This is a genomic window from Lentibacillus persicus (assembly GCF_900112705.1).
Lineage (GTDB): Bacteria > Bacillota > Bacilli > Bacillales > Amphibacillaceae > Lentibacillus > Lentibacillus persicus.
In genome coordinates this window covers 370284-386310 of sequence record NZ_FOMR01000002.1, presented here as the reverse complement: position 1 = coordinate 386310, position 16027 = coordinate 370284, and the positions used below count along the sequence as shown (strand labels likewise).

Below are 16027 nucleotides of genomic sequence, written 5' to 3'. Positions count from 1 at the left end.
CTTTACTTTATCATCTGCATCCACTGAAAATTGACCTGGGTCAAAGAAATACAGTTTGTTATGTAAGATAATAGAGTCAAGGAGGAGATGGCAATGCCGGCGATGAAAAATTATAATTGGGGTGTTGACCGCATGATTAATGAGGGACTTGGCGGCGGATTTATCATTGATGACTATGATGCAAGGCGGCTGGATATGGGAGCGGAAACTAACAGATCGGAAAATTTAACGAAACTTGATAAAAGTGATTATTATGACATTGACCGGATGATTAACGAAGGGCTCGGCGGGGGATTCATCATTTATGATTATGACGTTAAAAAGCTGGAAGAACATGGGATAGGTGAAGCGGAGGCCCAACTAGTTGAGGCTTGAGCTATTTGTCAATATGTACAATGGTATTAAAAGTTTTGTGAGAATAATATATCTCTTACAAAATATACCCAATAAATAAACCCTCAGAATATAGACTATTCTGAGGGTTTTAATATACTTGTTTTCAAAGCAATCCGATTAACGTGAGTAGTACTCAACGATAAGCGCTTCGTTAATTTCTGCTGGCATTTCAGTGCGCTCAGGATAACGTGAATACGTTCCTTCTTTTTTATCTTCATCAAATGTCAAGTACTCAGGTACGAAGTTATTGACTTCGATTGCTTCCTGGATGATGTCAAGGTTCTGTGATTTTTCACGCAAACCAATGACCTGGCCAGGCTTGACAGTGTATGAAGGAATATCAACACGTCCACCATCGACAGTTACGTGACCATGGCCAACCAGCTGCCGTGCCTGGCGGCGTGTACGTGCCAACCCGAGGCGATAAACAAGGTTATCCAGACGGGATTCAAGCAGCATCATGAAGTTCTCGCCATGAACACCTTTCATTTTACCCGCTTGTGCGAAAAGGCTGCGGAATTGACGTTCGTTCAGCCCATACATAAAGCGAAGTTTTTGTTTTTCTTGCAGCTGCAGACCATATTCAGAAATTTTTCTGCGCTGATTAGGTCCGTGTTGTCCGGGTGGGTAAGGGCGTCTGTCCAATTCCTTACCGGTTCCGGTTAATGAAATGCCGAGGCGGCGTGATTTTTTCCAGTCTGATCCGGTAAATCGTGCCATAGGACATTTCCTCCTTTATTAGTTTATTTGCATAAAATAAACGACCGTGTTCCTGATCATTGTCCATTTTATTTTCATGTACCTTCGCCCCAGCAGCAGAGAGTTACGCGATACACCTCTTATATGATCGGATTGTTCAAAAGTCCGGTAAAAATGACACATCGAATTTCTTCGTTAGCTCGCTTTTCTGTTGCTCATGTATCAGAAGTCATACATTCCGCTACTCAAAGCTTCGCTGCCTCGAACTTCTTGGTCCTTTTTATCCTCCTTTTGAACCTTATTTTAGAGGAATAAAATGGTGGCAATGCCGGTTCACATAGGCTACCTTTTTATTTTACACAACGAATAGTATATAAGCTATCATACCAGAAGTCAACCATTTTATTAAATTCATTCATTAAGGATTGGGTCAAAGGTATTCAGCCCAGGAAACGCTCTATTTCTTTTGCGAAAGCCTCCAGATAAAATTGGTCACTTTCATCAAAGCGGTTCGTAATAGGACTGTCAATATCAAGCACACCGTACACTTTATTATCGACATATAAGGGGATAACGATTTCTGATCGGCTCGCACTATCACAGGCAATATGACCCGGAAATGCAAACACGTCAGCAACGCGCTGTGTCATGCCTTCTTTAACAGCTGTCCCGCATACCCCTTTTCCATACCCGATTCGGACACACGCAGGGAGCCCTTGAAATGGCCCGAGGACTAACTCATCATCTTTCCAAATATAAAAGCCAACCCAGTTAACGTCGTTTAAAAACTGATTCAATAACGCGGATGCGTTCGATAAATTGGCAATTTCATCGGTTTCATCTTCAAACAGGGCAGCTGCCTGTTTTAATAACAGCTCGTAATCTTTTACTTTTTCACCTGAATAAGCGGTTGCTTCAAACATAATAAATTCCATTCCTTCCGTATGTTAGTTTCGACAAATTGCAGTGACAATTGTCGAGCGAAACTTGCAGGATTATTCCTCATTTCGTCGTAAATGAAAGGTAAGGAGGCAAGCGATGATATGAAAAATAATCCGACGAAACAAAAAGTTATAGAAGCGGCATCGTCATTGTTTTATCAAAAAGGGTTCCATGGAACTTCCGTAAGAGATATAGCTGACAAAGCGGGCATTAATGTGTCATTAATCAGCTATTATTTCAAAAGCAAGCAAGGGCTGCTTGAGTACGCGGTTATCCAATACTATGAGGCGTATCTTGAGGCGATCGAAATATCACTTAACGAAAATAAATCCCTTCTGCCATTAGATCAGCTGAAGAAATTAGTTGGGGTCATTATACAGTACAAACAGCAACACCATCAATTGTCTTGTTTTATTCAGCGGGAAATATCGCTGGATTCTGTGTTCGTGCGCGAAATGACCGTGACATATTTGGCAAAAGAGGACTATTTAATAAGCAACACATTTTATGCGATTTTTAGTGGAAAGCGCAGAATGAAACTTGAAAATCAGTTTCTGTTGATGCAGATGAAAGGTATGCTTGTCACACCTTATTTAATGCAGCCGGAGTTGAAAAACAAGATTGTTGGAAACCATTCCCGCGAACAGTTCGTGAAAAATTACACACAAACAATCGCTAATTGGCTGGATTATATTGTTAAACAGCCAATCACCCCTAAATAAAAAGTCTTTATAACTTCTCATTACGAAAATCCATAAAAAATATGGCGCATATTGAATTTATTTGAATTTTTTTAGCCAAAAATGCTAATTACATGGTATTATGTTAATAGCATGACTTAATGTTTGAGGCTAGTTTATACATAAATTGATAAATCCTCTTATTAAAAGGTGTGTTCAAAACGGTCTGAATCCTCACGTGTACTTAGATTCCTGCCTATTTGAGCAACCTCTTTTATAATAAGTTAGGAGGTACTTGATGGCATACTTAATCGGAAGTATTTTAATTGTTATAGCGTTAATTATCACCGGACTGATTATGCGAAAAAGGGTTTACGACGAAGTAGACCGTTTAGAATCGTGGAAAATGGAAATTATGAATCGCAACATAGCTTCAGAACTCTCCAGAATTAAGGGACTGAACTTATCTGGTGAAACACAGGAAAAGTTTGAATCCTGGAAAGCTCGGTGGGAACGTATCGTTACCAAAGAACTTCCGGATATTGAGGAATATTTATTCGATGCGGAAGAAGCTGCGGACCGATTTCGCTTTCCAAGCGCTAAAAAAACATTGCGAAATGTTGATCAGACAATGCAATCGATTGAACAAAGCATAGAAGATATACTTGAAGAACTTAATCAGCTCATGAACTCAGAAGAATCAAGCCGGAAAGAGATTGAACGGATAGAACCTGACTTGAAAGCCTTAAGGAAGACCCTCTCGCAGAACCGTCACCAGTATGGCGAGGCTGAAAAAGTATTTGATTCAGAGCTGGATGAGCTTGTGCAGCAGTTAGAGCACTATCACGAGATGGTTAACTCGGGAGATTATACTCAGGCACGAAACGTGGTCGAGGAACTGAAACTCAAACTGGATAATCTCAAATCAACCATGGAAGAGTTTCCGGCAATTTACCAAAAGAGCAAGTATGATCTGCCCCAAGAATTGAATGAACTGCTTAGTGGTCTGCGGGAAATGAAAGAGGGCGGATACAGAATTGAACACCTTGGTTTTGAAAAAGAGGTCCAGCACCATAAAAATAAACTGGAAGAGTGCATGGAATACTTGAAATCAGGGGAGATATCGCAAGCTAAAGCTGCTGTGCCTGAAATTGAAGAACGAATAGCTGAAATGTATCAGTTGCTTGAGAAAGAAGCAATTGCCAGAAATTACGTTGAAGCAAAAATAGGACCATATCAGGAAGCTTTAAATAACATGATTGAGAAGTTTGATGTAACAAAAGAAGAAGTTGAAACATTAAAGGAATCGTATTATCTGGAAGACAGCGATATGGAAAAATATTTTACGTTGGAAAAAACTCTTACTCACTTGCGTAAACAGCTTGAAGAGACAGCTGAAGCAGTTGAAGCAGATAATAGCTCGGCTCACTCGGACTTGCGACTTGAGATTGAAAACGGGTTTAACGAACTTGAAACGATTGAGGAGAAACATGAAGAATTTAAGGAACGGATACGTAATTTGCGCAAAGACGAATTAGAAGCAAAAGAATCATTGCAGAATTTAAGGAACCAGTTGTATCAAGTCAATCGAAAGTTAAATAAAAGTAATATTCCAGGGGTGCCAACATTTCTATGGAATAAAATGGATGAAGCGGCAGGTAAAAACAGTCACGTTATGACTGCTCTGGAAAAACAGCCACTTGACATGACAGAGGTTCAAAACGCACTCGCAGAAGCAAAAACAGCGATTGATTACGTAATAGAAGAAACAGAAAAGATTCTGGACCAGGCTCAATTAACGGAGCAAGTCATCCAATATGCCAATCGCTATCGAAGTCAATACCCTGAATTGGCTGCTAAGCTTGCAGAAGCAGAGCGCTTGTTCCGGTCATATGAATATGAACTTGCCCTTGAACATGCAGCACGGGCTGTTGAGGGAATTGAGCCAGGTGCGCTTAAACACATTGAGCAATTTCAAAAAACTGCGAATTAGGGATAAATTAGGGATTAAAATTAATATTAAATGATGTAAAGGCTGCCTTAGTAGGAATGGTAAATTAGAACCTTCCGCTTCAAGGTCAGCCTTCCTTTCTGTTATATTATGAATGGTTAGTTTCACGAACAAGATATAAGGGAGTATAGCCATGATCTATCTGGATAACAGCGCGACAACCAAGCCGGACCCATCTGTGCTCGAAAGCTTTCAGCAGGCTTCTCAGCGCTTTTTTGCAAATCCTTCAAGCATTCACCACCTTGGAGGTGAAGCCGAGAAAATGTTGAGTAAAGCAAGAAAGCAAGCAGCAGAACTGCTTAACGTCCATCAAGACGAAATCGTATTTACCTCAGGCGGTACGGAAGGGAATAATCTGGCTATAAAAGGAACGGCCCTGAAACATCAGGGGCGCGGCAAGCACATTATCACGACTGAGATCGAACATTCCTCAGTCGATGAGACTTTTCAAGGTCTCTCACAATTAGGATTTGACGTGACGTATCTTCCGGTTGATGAAAATGGTGTTGTGTCAGTTGAAGATGTTAGGAAAGCTATAAGGCATGATACAATTTTAATAAGCGTCATGCATGTCAATAACGAACTTGGTTCAATTCAGCCTGTTAAAGAAATTGGAGACATTGCTAAAAAATATCCCAAACTTTTTTTCCATGTGGATAATGTTCAGGGATTCGGCAAGGTGCCGTTAGAATTAGCCGAAAGTGGAATTGATTTTTGTACGATTTCCGGACACAAAATTCACGGACTGAAAGGGACAGGTTTGTTATATGTCAAAAAAGGCGCAACATTGTTTCCGCTGTTCCATGGCGGTGATCAGGAGCATGGATTGCGGTCCGGCACCGAAAATCTTGCCGGCGCGGTTTCATTGGTAAAGGCGCTCAGGCTTACTAAAGAACGACAAGAAGCCGGCACACAGCATATGTTGGAACTGCAGCAGGAACTTTATAACAAGCTTTCCGGAATGAACGGTGTGGAGGTTAACACACCAAAAGAAGCGGCGCCGCACATCATTAATATTTCAGTTCCGGGTTTAAAGCCAGAAGTTATTATCCATACGCTCGGTGAACAGGATATCTATATATCAACAAAATCCGCCTGTTCATCAAAACAAACTGACGAGAGTAAGATACTCGCGGCTTGCAGCAAATCCTCAGAAGTGGCGTCTTCAGCGCTTCGTATCAGCCTTTCATATGATACGGCCGCCGAAGAAATCAGCGTTTTTTTGAATGCTTTAGAAAAAGCCATTCATCAATTAAAAGCAGTACTGGAGTAGATATTTATGCAATATGATCATATATTAATTCGATACGGCGAATTGGCCCTCAAGGGCAAAAATAAGAAGACGTTTATTTTACAGCTGCAAGACAATATTCGAAAACAGCTTGAGCCGTTCCCGAATGCAACGGTAAAACGAACGCAAGGCAGAATGTTTGTCTTGCTGAATGGGCACGAGCCCGAGCCAATTATCGAAAAATGCCGAAATATTTTTGGTATCCAGAGTCTCAGCCCTGCGATTAAAGTTCAAAACGACGAAACGGAAATTAAAGACGCAGCTTTGTGGGCCCTGGAAAACAGTTTAGATACTAAAACATTTAAAGTAACCGTCAAACGTATTAACAAAGACTTTCCAATACGCTCACAGGAAATGAATCAGGTGCTCGGCAAACACCTTCTTTCCAATACCACAGGTTATACGGTGGATGTGCATCAGCCTGACTTGGAATTAAAGGTCGAAATAAGAGCAGAAGCAACCTATATTACATCACGTGTCATCAGCGCGCTTGGCGGATTGCCCGTGGGCACATCCGGTAAAACCCTGCTAATGCTGTCCGGGGGAATTGACAGCCCTGTAGCCGGTTTTCTTACAATGAAGCGTGGTGTGGAAGTGGAAGCCATCCATTTTCATTCGCCGCCGTTTACGAGTGAACGCGCAAAACAAAAAGTACTGGATTTGGCTGAGAAATTAACGAATTATGGCAGTAAAGTCAATGTTCATGTGGTCCCATTCACGAAACTGCAACAGCATATTTTTCGGGAAATGCCGGAAAACTACGCCATGACAATTATGCGCCGAATTATGATGCGTATAAGTGAACAGGTGTGTAAACAGCAATCGATTTTATCAATTACGACCGGTGAAAGTCTTGGTCAAGTGGCGAGTCAAACGATGGAGAGTATGAATACAATCAATGAGGTTACAAACTACCCTATATTGCGGCCGCTCGTAGCGATGGATAAAGATGAGATTATTAAAGTCTCGAGGCAAATTGATACGTATGACATTTCAATCCGTCCTTACGAAGATTGCTGTACCATTTTTGTTCCAAAGTCGCCGAAAACCAAGCCGGAGCGGTCGAAGGTGAATGCATTTGAATCTCAAACCGATTTTTCAGAACTGATAGAGGAAGCGGTTAATGGAATTGAGGTTGTCACATTGAACGGTAAACAAAAGGCCGAAAATGAATTTGATGAATTGCTTTAATTAACAAAAACTCCCAGTTTTAAAATCATCTCCACGTACACACCATAAGGGTACCAAGGAGGTGATTGACTATGCCAAGCAACAACAGTTCAAATCAACTGGTAGTACCTGGTGCAGAACAAGCTTTGAACCAGATGAAGACAGAAATTGCACAGGAGTTTGGTGTACAACTTGGTGCTGATACGACTTCCCGGGCGAATGGATCCGTTGGGGGAGAGATTACCAAACGGCTTGTAAACACGGCCGAGCAACAATTTGGCGGCAATATGCCACAATAACAAAAAAATACAATTGGCTATGGGCTATCCTTACTTAAAGGATAGCCCTGTTTATTGATAGAACCGCGGTTGGTGTAGCAGAAAAGTAATCTCACGTGATTATAAAAAGGTGCGTTTAACACGGTTCCAATAGGAATTATTTTTCAGTTTAACCGTTTTAATAACCTTATCGCTCAGATTAACGGTTAACTCCTGAATGTTTCGGATGGAGTAAGCTTCATTATCGAGGCCGATAATCGGGTAATCATTCCCATCTTGAACAACTTTTAAAGTAAGCTGACGGTCTTTGTTTAATACAAAAGATGATCCCAAGGTACGGTAACGGTTGTTATTGAGCGATGCGATTTCAGATACTTGGAAGCAAGGTATTTTAGGGTCAATGACGGCACCTTGAATCGATTTATTGTATCCCGTGCTCCCGGTTGGCGTTGCAACTACCAGCCCGTCTCCGCGAAATGTTTCAAAATGCAAATCATCAATATGCACGTCAATAACAATTGATTTAATGATGGTCGTGCGGATACTGACTTCATTCAAGCAGTAGAAATTTGAGTCCCCGCCATTTACTTTGACATCTATGACCGGAAAACGGCGAACTTCCATTTCCTCATGCTGCATGGTGTACAGCATCTCTTCAAAATTGTCCAAGTTAAAATCACAATAAAGGCCTGATTCATTTGAACGTGTTATACCGGTATATAAACAGTCCTGACGAAAACCAGTCTGTCGTACTGCCTGCAGAAATGCACCGTCCCCGCCAACGCTGACAATGACGTTAGCTTCGTCCGGATCTTTTACAATATTAAAATCGTTTTGACGGGCCAAGTCAAATAACGGTCTCAATTTTTCCTCAAGATCTTGGTCAGATGTATAGTAAAAAAACATATTATTTCGATCAGACATTGTATGCACCCCATATCAACTATAGTTCTACCATAAGTTTATCACTTCCGGTGCTTTAATCCTAATAATAATAAAAACCGATTAATGCAGCAGAATATGATTATGAAGGGGTGTTTTTATGGTGTTGGGGCTAATTTGTGTTGTGGCTGTTATCGTCTTATTAGCGGTTATATTGCTTCGATTAAAGATTGAATGTTCAATAATACTGGATAATAATCAGCAGACACTTTGGCTTGCTGTTTATTATTTTCGGATTCGAATTTTTGAACGAACGGTTGATTTGTCGGAAGAAACAAAAGACCAGAATCAATCGATTGAAGAGACATTGGCAATGCTACATAAGATGAGCAAAAATTTTGTTCAGTGGCTGAGAAGTTTCCAGGAAATCTCCACAATTATATTAGGAAAACTGCGGTTTGAAACGCTTTCCTGGCGTACAGAAGTTGGTCTAGGCAATGCACATACCACTGGAATTGCCACTGGCGGCGTTTGGTCGGTTAAAGGTATGGCAATGGGGCTGTTATTGTCTAAGAGTCACTTTTATCGTAAACCGGCGCTGGATGTGGTTCCTCTTTTTAATCAAAAACAAATTGAATCGAAGGTGAATTGTATGATATCAATCCGTACAGGGCAAGCTATCGTTGCATTACTAAAAATCATACAAAAATACCCTAAGAATCAGGAAGCAACTATTTAATATAGGAGGATTACCATGCAGGAACATCCAATAGAAGGTCTGATGACCACAGCAATGGAAAATTTAAAAGATATGACAGAAGTTAATACCATCATCGGTGATGCGATTGAATCACCGGTGGATGGCAGTGTTATAATACCGGTGTCAAAGCTTGGATTCGGCTTTGCCGCTGGCGGAAGTGAATTCAATGGCAGCTCTTCCGGAGAATCAGGCTCCAGTGATTCACTGCCATTTGGCGGAGGAAGCGGCGGCGGTGTCTCGATCACACCAGTTGCGTTTCTGATAGTCAGTCCAAAAGGAATTAAAATGATTCACCTTGATGAAAGCACGCATATATATGAAAAGTTACTTGATTTTGCACCGAAAGCAGCAGAAAAAATTCAGCAACTATTAAAAGAATCCGGGCTTCCTGATATGATGAAGCAGCAATCCAGTCATCAAAATAACAGTGAAAAGGAGGATAAACAGAAGCAAGAGTCAAAACAAGGCCGTGAAAAGCAGGAGGGCAGAAAACAACGCCGTAAATCACAGCAGCTCCCTGAGAATGATGATGATGGATTTGATCAAAGTTACGATATTTGATTTACAAAACGTTACCTATTTACCGCGTCTTAACATTGGACATATGTGATTAGCCCGTTCATAATAAAAGTAGTGTTAAATTTATACAGAAAGGGTTGATTGACATGGCAAATGTTACATTTAATCAGGATCCTGTGACACTGTTAGGAAATGAATTATCAGTCGGTGATAAGGCGCCTGACTTTACAGTTTTGGCTAACGACCTTCAGGAAGTATCCCTCAGTGATTATAAAGGCGTACGGCTAATTGCAGCTGTGCCGTCAGTCGATACCGGCGTCTGTTCAGATGAGACAAAGCGCTTTAATGAAGAAGCGGACAAGCTTGGCAATGTCCACGTCTTAACCATCAGTATGGATTTACCGTTCGCACAAGGCCGCTGGTGTGCAGCAAATGGTGTTAAAAACCTGGACACGCTTTCAGATCACCGTCATGCAGACTTTGGGGAGAAGTATGGTGTTTTGATAAAAGAACTCCGTCTCTTGGCACGAGCTGTTTTCGTAGTTGATTCAAATGATAAGATAACATATGTTGAATATGTTGATGAGGTAACCGATCATCCTGACTATGACAGCGCCTTGCAAGCAGCGGAAAAAGCAGAATAAAATATTTTCTATTGCGTCTCTCCTGTCCCTAAACGCGGCAGGGGAGCTTTTTATTTCAGGATCAGCCGGCCATTTGATACAATAGAGACGCTTTCTGAGAGAATGGATCGGAGGATTTGGCATGGAACAATCAAATGTAGAAACACTGTTCGAACGACTTGATAATTTAACGGAAACCGTTCAACAATATATGAATGAAACGTATTTAGATAGTTTGGCGACGGTACTCGAAGCGGTTTTTGAAGGCGAGCCACAGCAAGGCTTGGAGGACCAATTGAAAGATATACCGGAAACCGCATCTTATGAAGTGATCGAAATACGTAAAGCTATCCAGCTCGCCATTTTAAAAGGAATGAAAGGGGCAACCCAGGAACAGCATCTGATGACACCTGAAACGGTTGCTTTGTTTGTTGGCTATTTAGCCGGAAAACTAACAAATGATCAAACAGATATACGGGTGTTTGACCCGGCTGGCGGTACGGGAAATTTATTAATGACGGTCACGGAACAGTTGAAGAGCATTGCGAAGATTACAGCAGGAGAAGTTGATCCAACGCTTATTAAGCTTGCTGTTTTAAGTGCTAATCTGCAACAAAAAGAAATCGAGTTTTTCCATCAGGACAGCTTGCGTCCTTTTTTAATGGACCCGGTTGATCTTGTCGTCAGTGATTTGCCGGTTGGCTATTATCCGGATGATATTCGTGCAAATGATTACCAGTTGAAAGCAGACGAAGGGCATTCATACGCCCACCATTTGTTTATCGAACAGGGCTTGAATTACACGAAGGAAGGCGGCTTCTTGGTTTTTGTCATTCCTGAATTTCTTTTCGATAGCGATCAATCTGACAAGTTGCATGCCTTTCTTCAGGAAAATGCGCATATTATCGGTGTCCTGCAATTGCCGGAATCAGCCTTTAAATCAGAAAAAAATCGAAAAAGTATTCTGATTCTCCAGAAGACAGGACCGGAAACAGTCGCATTGAAGCAGCCATTGTTGGCTCAATTGCCTTCGTTCAAGAACACTGAAGCCATGAACGATATATTAACGCAAATAAATCAATGGTTCAAAGATAATATGAACAAATAGCTTTATGAGGGGGCTTGGCCATATGTCCAAGATATTGGCAATTAATGCAGGCAGTTCGTCTTTAAAATTTCAGTTAATCGATATGCCCGATGAAATTGTGTTGGCTAAAGGTCTTATAGAGCGTATTGGGATGACTGACTCCGTATTCTCAATCGAAGTAAGTGAAAAAAATAAGGAGACTGAGAACATACCTGATCATGAAGTTGCGGTTAAATTACTTCTGGATAAACTTCAGTCTTCCGGTGTTATTCAGTCAATGAAAGAAATTAATGCGGTAGGTCATCGCGTTGTCCATGGTGGTGAAAAATTCAGTGATTCTGTTTTGATTACGGATGATGTAATTAAAACGATAGAAGAGGTTTCTGAATTAGCTCCCCTGCATAATCCGGCTAATTTGACTGGAATCCTTGCGTTTAGAGAAGTTCTTCCCGATGTTCCGATGGTGGCTGTATTTGACACGGCTTTTCATCAGACGATGCCGGAAAAATCATATTTATACAGTTTGCCTTATGAGTATTACAAAGACTATGGCATACGCAAATATGGTTTTCATGGTACGTCGCATAAATATGTGTCGCAGCGGGCTGCAGACATGATGGGTGTGCCCCTTGATCAGCTGCGTCTGATTTCATGTCATCTTGGAAATGGTGCGAGCATTGCTGCAATTGAAAAAGGAAAATCAATTGATACGTCTATGGGCTTTACGCCGTTAGCAGGAGTGACGATGGGAACGCGCTCAGGGAATATTGACCCGGCTCTGATCCCCTACATCATGGAAAAAACAGGAAAAGAAGCGGAAGACGTTGTGAATGTATTAAATAACAAAAGCGGTATGCTGGCTTTATCCGGATTTTCCAGCGACTTGCGTGACATTGAACAACATGCGGATGAAAACGACCGTGCTGAATTAGCGCTGGAGGTGTTTGCAGGAAGAATTCACAAATACCTTGGTTCATATGCAGCACGAATGTCAGGAGTTGATGCGATCATATTCACTGCGGGCGTTGGTGAAAATAGTGATGTAATCCGGGAAAAAGTCCTGAAAGGGTTGGAATTTATGGGCGTATACTGGGATCCGGCACGTAATAAAGTGCGAGGAAAGGAAGCGTTTATCAATTATCCGCACTCCCCGGTAAAAGTAATGGTGATACCGACTGATGAAGAAGTCATGATTGCACGTGATACGTTGCGTTGGGCACAGCAAACCTGAGGGGGAGGATATTTTGACTGTTCAGAAGCATAAACAATGGAAAGCCCCTGTAAACTGTATGATCATTACAATCAGTGATACACGAACAAGTGCCACGGATAAAAGCGGGCAATTGATGGCGGACCTTCTTGAAGAAGCGGGGCATCGAGTTGAGGCCAGAAAAATAATTTCTGATCAAAAGGAAGTTATACAGAAAGAAATTGAGAATGGCTGTAAAGATTCAAATATAAATGCTATCTTAACAAATGGGGGAACAGGCATTGCTTATCGGGACGTGACCATCGAGACGGTCAAACCGATGCTCACTAAAGAGATGAGCGGCTTCGGAGAGATCTTTCGCATGCTCAGTTACCAGGAGGACATTGGCTCCTCGGCAATTTTATCACGGGCAATCGCAGGTGTCATTGACCACACACCGGTTTTTGCAACGCCTGGGTCATCAGGAGCCGTTAAATTAGCTATGACTAAGTTAATCATTCCAGAATTAGTCCATACCGTCAATGAAGCTAAAAAGGATCTGCTGTAACAATCACACGTAACCAAGGCTAAGCTCTCAACACATAAAGCACTATACTGTGAGCTTAGCCGCTTTTTCATTGATACCATCTCATCGGGAATTGTGTGATTTTTGCAGGAGGCTTTTACCTGACAACTAATACATCACAATCGGCATATCTGGTTATACTCTCTGAAACACTGCCGATCAGGAAGCGCTCGACAGCTCCCATACCAGTCGCACCGCAAATAATCAAATCAGCCTTGAAACTCCCTGCCACGTCTTTAGCGATTTTAACCTTTGGTGACCCATATTCAATGCATCTTACCAAATTTGTTACGCCGACAGCTTTAGCATTTTCCACGTAACTGTCCACCAGATCTTTGGCATATTCTTCCGCTCGCTCAGCAAGTGTCCGATCATAAGCTTCAGCTGTAGCGAATGTTCTCGAGTCAACCACATGCGCCAATATCATGCGCGCATCGTTTCGTTTCACAATATCCAGTGCCTTTTTGAAAGCTTTTTCCGAAGCCTCTGATCCATCAACTGCAACGACAATTTGTTTGTATTCAAAATCCACAGTATTCCCCTCCTTTTCTTATTATATTAATACCCTTTTAGAAGAAATGACAATCAAATTTTCCAAAAATGGAAAGATGCACTACTTTTTTATGTCTTTCATGTGAACATACTAAGCGTGGAGGTGAGGTTCCATGCCAAAGAAAAATAAAATGTTTGAAGATGAAAAAGGTGTGTCGGCTGTAAGAAACCAGTTATTTGAAAGCTATCAAAGTGGTGTTATTGAGGATAAGGACAAACTTTCCAACAATCGCAGCATCCACACGCATAATAATCAAAAGAATTGACAGCCGAGTGAATAACCCACTCCCGATGTCCTCGGCGGGTGGGTTTTTCAGCTTATAATCAGGTTGATATGTTATAATTCCAATCACAACAGGCCTTCAGTTATAATAAATGTACTGTAATAAAGGAGAGGATTAATCGATGGGGCACGCACTGGTTACAGCCGGCACTTCCGGGCTTGGAAAACAAGTGGTCAAAAAATTTCTGGAAGCCGGTTTCAACGTTACAACGACTTATCACAAAAATGCTGAAAAAGCTGAAGCAGTTCAAAACGAATTTCAAGCCTACAGCCATTTATTACATATAGAACAAACCGATGTGACCAAAAAGGGCGATATCGTAAACTTAGTCAACAATGCTGCAGACGTACATGGCGGCGTTGATTATCTTATCAATAATGCAGGACCCTTTGTATTTGAACGCAAGAAACTTCTTGACTATTCAGATGAAGAATGGCATGAGATGATTAATGGAAATTTGGATGCTGTATTTTATTTACTGAAGGAAATACTTCCGCATATGCGAAAACAGCGGTTCGGCAGGATTATAAACTATGGTTTTCAAGAAGCGAACAATGCCTCAGGCTGGCCTTATCGTGCTGCTTTTGCAGCCGCTAAAAGCGGGCTTGTGTCATTGACCAAAACCATTGCTTTGGAAGAAGCTGAAAATCAAATTACGTCAAACATGGTTTGCCCAGGCAATATAGTTGGGGACATGAAAGAAGCTGAGATTGAAGAGAGCAGAAAAATGACTGATGATAAAACCCCGATTGGCAGACCGGGTACCGGGGAGGACATAGCACGGGCAATTTTATACTTGTGTGACCAAAACTCTGATATGATAACAGGTTCTATTTTCGAAATTACCGGCGGCATCGATGTTATCAACAGGTATCGATAAGATTTTAATCACATTTAGAAGTGTGAGGAGAAGCTGCTGAAAAAAATGAAGCGGTCCTTAATGTGTGGACCGCTTTTAGCACATTGGGTGGAAAGAATGTCAATCCACTATTTGCAGTTCTTTCGGGAATTTTGTCAGTGTTTCCGGGCCGCTGTCTGAGATGAAGACCATATCTTCAATTCTTACCCCACCTTTACCAGGTACATAGATACCGGGTTCAATCGTATAGCACATACCTTTTTTTATTGGCAGTTTATTTTCACTATGCATCGAAGGGAATTCATGTGTTTCAATCCCCAGCCCGTGACCGATTCGATGAATGAAATAGTGGCCGTAGCCTTTTTCCTCTATATGGCTGCGGGCGGTTAAATCAATATCCTTGACAGCAGTGTCCGGTTTTGATGATTCAATCGCCTTCGTTTCGGCTTCACGAACTGTATTATAAATGGACTTCTGTTCAGGTGTTATTGAGTTAAAGGCAACTGTGCGGGATATATCCGAACAATAACCTTCATAAATGACGCCCAGATCAAACAGTACAAGGTCGCCTTTTTCAATCATTTTCATTGAGGGTGTCCCGTGTGGTGATGCTGTTTTGCTGCCTGATAACACCATTGTCGAAAAAGACATTTCCCGGATGCCTTGCTTCTTCAGCTCATATTCGATTTTTGCAATTATTTCGAGTTCACTCGTACCTTCCTTTATAGCTTTTATACCGGTCTCAATACCATAATCGGCAAATTCAGCAGCTTCTTTAAGCAATTTGTATTCTTCTGAACTTTTGATGACGCGTAAACTGGATAAAATGTCCCCTGCATCCTGAAAAACAGCTTCAGGCAATATTTGCTTAATTTGTTGAAAGCGATCCAATGTCAAATGCGAATATTCCATCCCAATCGTTTCCGGCATTTTATCGTGACGTTTTAAGAATTGGTAAAATTTTTCCCATGGGTTCTCATCATCACCATAAGCGATTAATTCATACGCCCAGCCCGCTTTTTTGGCATCATCTTTCTCCAAAGCGGGTACAATCATTAATGGGTCGTGAAATCTGCTGATATATACAGCAATGAAACGTTCGTGCGGATCTGTATAATAGTTGCTCAGATAATAAAAATTTGCTGTAGATGTAATTAACATACTGTCGAGATTGTGTTCCTTTAATTTCTCGTGCAGTGATGCCAGTCTTTTTGTCAAT

The 16027-nt window shown here is 41.4% G+C and carries 19 protein-coding genes; 14 read left to right on the top strand and 5 right to left on the bottom strand.

The genetic code is table 11. The annotated features are described in order from the left end of the window. Positions 1 to 93 precede the first annotated feature (93 nt). Complete coding sequence (locus BMZ22_RS04235) at positions 94 to 375, top strand: hypothetical protein (protein ID WP_090081929.1); 282 nt, start codon at positions 94 to 96, stop codon at positions 373 to 375. Positions 376 to 513: 138 nt separating this feature from the next. On the opposite strand, the gene rpsD is transcribed toward BMZ22_RS04235, so the two are convergent. Both rpsD and BMZ22_RS04225 read right to left on the bottom strand, forming a co-directional pair. Further along, positions 514 to 1116: a 30S ribosomal protein S4 gene (gene rpsD / locus BMZ22_RS04230; protein ID WP_090081925.1), complete on the bottom strand. Its 603-nt coding sequence runs from the start codon at positions 1114 to 1116 to the stop codon at positions 514 to 516. Positions 1117 to 1535: 419 nt separating this feature from the next. Further along, positions 1536 to 2018 (bottom strand): GAF domain-containing protein, encoded by a 483-nt coding sequence (locus tag BMZ22_RS04225; RefSeq protein WP_090081921.1) that lies wholly within the window; start codon positions 2016 to 2018, stop codon positions 1536 to 1538. Positions 2019 to 2111: 93 nt separating this feature from the next. Between BMZ22_RS04225 and refZ the strand changes: the two genes are divergently transcribed. The 5 genes from refZ to BMZ22_RS04200 all read left to right on the top strand — a co-directional run bounded on the left by refZ (position 2112) and on the right by BMZ22_RS04200 (position 7488). Then, a complete protein-coding gene (refZ, locus tag BMZ22_RS04220) occupies positions 2112 to 2759 on the top strand; it encodes a forespore capture DNA-binding protein RefZ (protein ID WP_245745193.1) in 648 nt (215 codons plus the stop codon). Between the two features lie 256 nt (positions 2760 to 3015). After that, positions 3016 to 4710, top strand: coding sequence for a septation ring formation regulator EzrA (gene ezrA / locus BMZ22_RS04215; protein ID WP_090081913.1), 1695 nt, complete (start codon positions 3016 to 3018; stop codon positions 4708 to 4710). Positions 4711 to 4861: 151 nt separating this feature from the next. Further along, the gene (locus tag BMZ22_RS04210; protein ID WP_090081910.1) at positions 4862 to 6001 is read left to right on the top strand and encodes a cysteine desulfurase family protein; all 1140 of its coding nucleotides are present in this window, start codon (positions 4862 to 4864) and stop codon (positions 5999 to 6001) included. A gap of 6 nt (positions 6002 to 6007) precedes the next feature. Next, positions 6008 to 7210 carry a tRNA uracil 4-sulfurtransferase ThiI gene (gene thiI / locus BMZ22_RS04205; RefSeq protein WP_090081906.1) on the top strand — a complete coding sequence of 401 codons (1203 nt, stop codon included), beginning with the start codon at positions 6008 to 6010 and terminating at the stop codon, positions 7208 to 7210. A gap of 71 nt (positions 7211 to 7281) precedes the next feature. Next, positions 7282 to 7488 carry an alpha/beta-type small acid-soluble spore protein gene (locus BMZ22_RS04200; RefSeq protein ID WP_090081903.1) on the top strand — a complete coding sequence of 69 codons (207 nt, stop codon included), beginning with the start codon at positions 7282 to 7284 and terminating at the stop codon, positions 7486 to 7488. 99 nt (positions 7489 to 7587) lie between these two features. Here the strand turns inward: BMZ22_RS04200 and BMZ22_RS04195 are convergent, their stop codons facing one another. Next, the gene (locus BMZ22_RS04195; protein ID WP_090081900.1) at positions 7588 to 8391 is read right to left on the bottom strand and encodes an NAD kinase; all 804 of its coding nucleotides are present in this window, start codon (positions 8389 to 8391) and stop codon (positions 7588 to 7590) included. Positions 8392 to 8509: 118 nt separating this feature from the next. Here BMZ22_RS04195 and BMZ22_RS04190 point away from each other — a divergent pair, with 118 nt between their 5' ends. The 6 genes from BMZ22_RS04190 to BMZ22_RS04165 all read left to right on the top strand — a co-directional run bounded on the left by BMZ22_RS04190 (position 8510) and on the right by BMZ22_RS04165 (position 13095). Continuing rightward, the gene (locus tag BMZ22_RS04190) at positions 8510 to 9088 is read left to right on the top strand and encodes a DUF2953 domain-containing protein (protein WP_090081897.1); all 579 of its coding nucleotides are present in this window, start codon (positions 8510 to 8512) and stop codon (positions 9086 to 9088) included. 15 nt (positions 9089 to 9103) lie between these two features. Beyond that, positions 9104 to 9670 carry a GerW family sporulation protein gene (ytfJ, locus tag BMZ22_RS04185; RefSeq protein WP_090081895.1) on the top strand — a complete coding sequence of 189 codons (567 nt, stop codon included), beginning with the start codon at positions 9104 to 9106 and terminating at the stop codon, positions 9668 to 9670. Positions 9671 to 9774: 104 nt separating this feature from the next. Continuing rightward, a complete protein-coding gene (gene tpx / locus BMZ22_RS04180) occupies positions 9775 to 10272 on the top strand; it encodes a thiol peroxidase (protein ID WP_090081893.1) in 498 nt (165 codons plus the stop codon). Between the two features lie 121 nt (positions 10273 to 10393). After that, positions 10394 to 11359 (top strand): class I SAM-dependent methyltransferase, encoded by a 966-nt coding sequence (locus tag BMZ22_RS04175; RefSeq protein ID WP_090081891.1) that lies wholly within the window; start codon positions 10394 to 10396, stop codon positions 11357 to 11359. 22 nt (positions 11360 to 11381) lie between these two features. Continuing rightward, positions 11382 to 12569 (top strand): acetate kinase, encoded by a 1188-nt coding sequence (locus tag BMZ22_RS04170; RefSeq protein WP_090081889.1) that lies wholly within the window; start codon positions 11382 to 11384, stop codon positions 12567 to 12569. 13 nt (positions 12570 to 12582) lie between these two features. Further along, the gene (locus BMZ22_RS04165) at positions 12583 to 13095 is read left to right on the top strand and encodes a MogA/MoaB family molybdenum cofactor biosynthesis protein (RefSeq protein ID WP_090081887.1); all 513 of its coding nucleotides are present in this window, start codon (positions 12583 to 12585) and stop codon (positions 13093 to 13095) included. A gap of 115 nt (positions 13096 to 13210) precedes the next feature. On the opposite strand, the gene BMZ22_RS04160 is transcribed toward BMZ22_RS04165, so the two are convergent. Further along, complete coding sequence (locus BMZ22_RS04160; RefSeq protein WP_090081885.1) at positions 13211 to 13645, bottom strand: universal stress protein; 435 nt, start codon at positions 13643 to 13645, stop codon at positions 13211 to 13213. A gap of 133 nt (positions 13646 to 13778) precedes the next feature. Here BMZ22_RS04160 and BMZ22_RS16865 point away from each other — a divergent pair, with 133 nt between their 5' ends. Together BMZ22_RS16865 and BMZ22_RS04155 are read left to right on the top strand one after the other, a co-directional pair. Next, the gene (locus BMZ22_RS16865; RefSeq protein WP_177183343.1) at positions 13779 to 13931 is read left to right on the top strand and encodes a hypothetical protein; all 153 of its coding nucleotides are present in this window, start codon (positions 13779 to 13781) and stop codon (positions 13929 to 13931) included. A 139-nt stretch (positions 13932 to 14070) separates the two neighbouring features. Then, positions 14071 to 14829 (top strand): SDR family oxidoreductase, encoded by a 759-nt coding sequence (locus BMZ22_RS04155; RefSeq protein WP_090081881.1) that lies wholly within the window; start codon positions 14071 to 14073, stop codon positions 14827 to 14829. A 99-nt stretch (positions 14830 to 14928) separates the two neighbouring features. Here the strand turns inward: BMZ22_RS04155 and BMZ22_RS04150 are convergent, their stop codons facing one another. Next, complete coding sequence (locus BMZ22_RS04150; protein ID WP_090081877.1) at positions 14929 to 16026, bottom strand: M24 family metallopeptidase; 1098 nt, start codon at positions 16024 to 16026, stop codon at positions 14929 to 14931. Between the last annotated feature and the right edge of the window lies 1 nt (position 16027).

Bases quoted from the DNA above. Each gene is read 5' to 3' on its own strand.
- BMZ22_RS04235 (WP_090081929.1), top strand. From the start codon at position 94: ATGCCGGCGATGAAAAATTATAATTGGGGTGTTGACCGCATGATTAAT.
- rpsD (WP_090081925.1), bottom strand. From the start codon at position 1,116: ATGGCACGATTTACCGGATCAGACTGGAAAAAATCACGCCGCCTCGGC.
- BMZ22_RS04225 (WP_090081921.1), bottom strand. From the start codon at position 2,018: ATGTTTGAAGCAACCGCTTATTCAGGTGAAAAAGTAAAAGATTACGAG.
- refZ (WP_245745193.1), top strand. From the start codon at position 2,112: ATGAAAGGTAAGGAGGCAAGCGATGATATGAAAAATAATCCGACGAAA.
- ezrA (WP_090081913.1), top strand. From the start codon at position 3,016: ATGGCATACTTAATCGGAAGTATTTTAATTGTTATAGCGTTAATTATC.
- BMZ22_RS04210 (WP_090081910.1), top strand. From the start codon at position 4,862: ATGATCTATCTGGATAACAGCGCGACAACCAAGCCGGACCCATCTGTG.
- thiI (WP_090081906.1), top strand. From the start codon at position 6,008: ATGCAATATGATCATATATTAATTCGATACGGCGAATTGGCCCTCAAG.
- BMZ22_RS04200 (WP_090081903.1), top strand. From the start codon at position 7,282: ATGCCAAGCAACAACAGTTCAAATCAACTGGTAGTACCTGGTGCAGAA.
- BMZ22_RS04195 (WP_090081900.1), bottom strand. From the start codon at position 8,391: ATGTCTGATCGAAATAATATGTTTTTTTACTATACATCTGACCAAGAT.
- BMZ22_RS04190 (WP_090081897.1), top strand. From the start codon at position 8,510: ATGGTGTTGGGGCTAATTTGTGTTGTGGCTGTTATCGTCTTATTAGCG.
- ytfJ (WP_090081895.1), top strand. From the start codon at position 9,104: ATGCAGGAACATCCAATAGAAGGTCTGATGACCACAGCAATGGAAAAT.
- tpx (WP_090081893.1), top strand. From the start codon at position 9,775: ATGGCAAATGTTACATTTAATCAGGATCCTGTGACACTGTTAGGAAAT.
- BMZ22_RS04175 (WP_090081891.1), top strand. From the start codon at position 10,394: ATGGAACAATCAAATGTAGAAACACTGTTCGAACGACTTGATAATTTA.
- BMZ22_RS04170 (WP_090081889.1), top strand. From the start codon at position 11,382: ATGTCCAAGATATTGGCAATTAATGCAGGCAGTTCGTCTTTAAAATTT.
- BMZ22_RS16865 (WP_177183343.1), top strand. From the start codon at position 13,779: ATGCCAAAGAAAAATAAAATGTTTGAAGATGAAAAAGGTGTGTCGGCT.
- BMZ22_RS04155 (WP_090081881.1), top strand. From the start codon at position 14,071: ATGGGGCACGCACTGGTTACAGCCGGCACTTCCGGGCTTGGAAAACAA.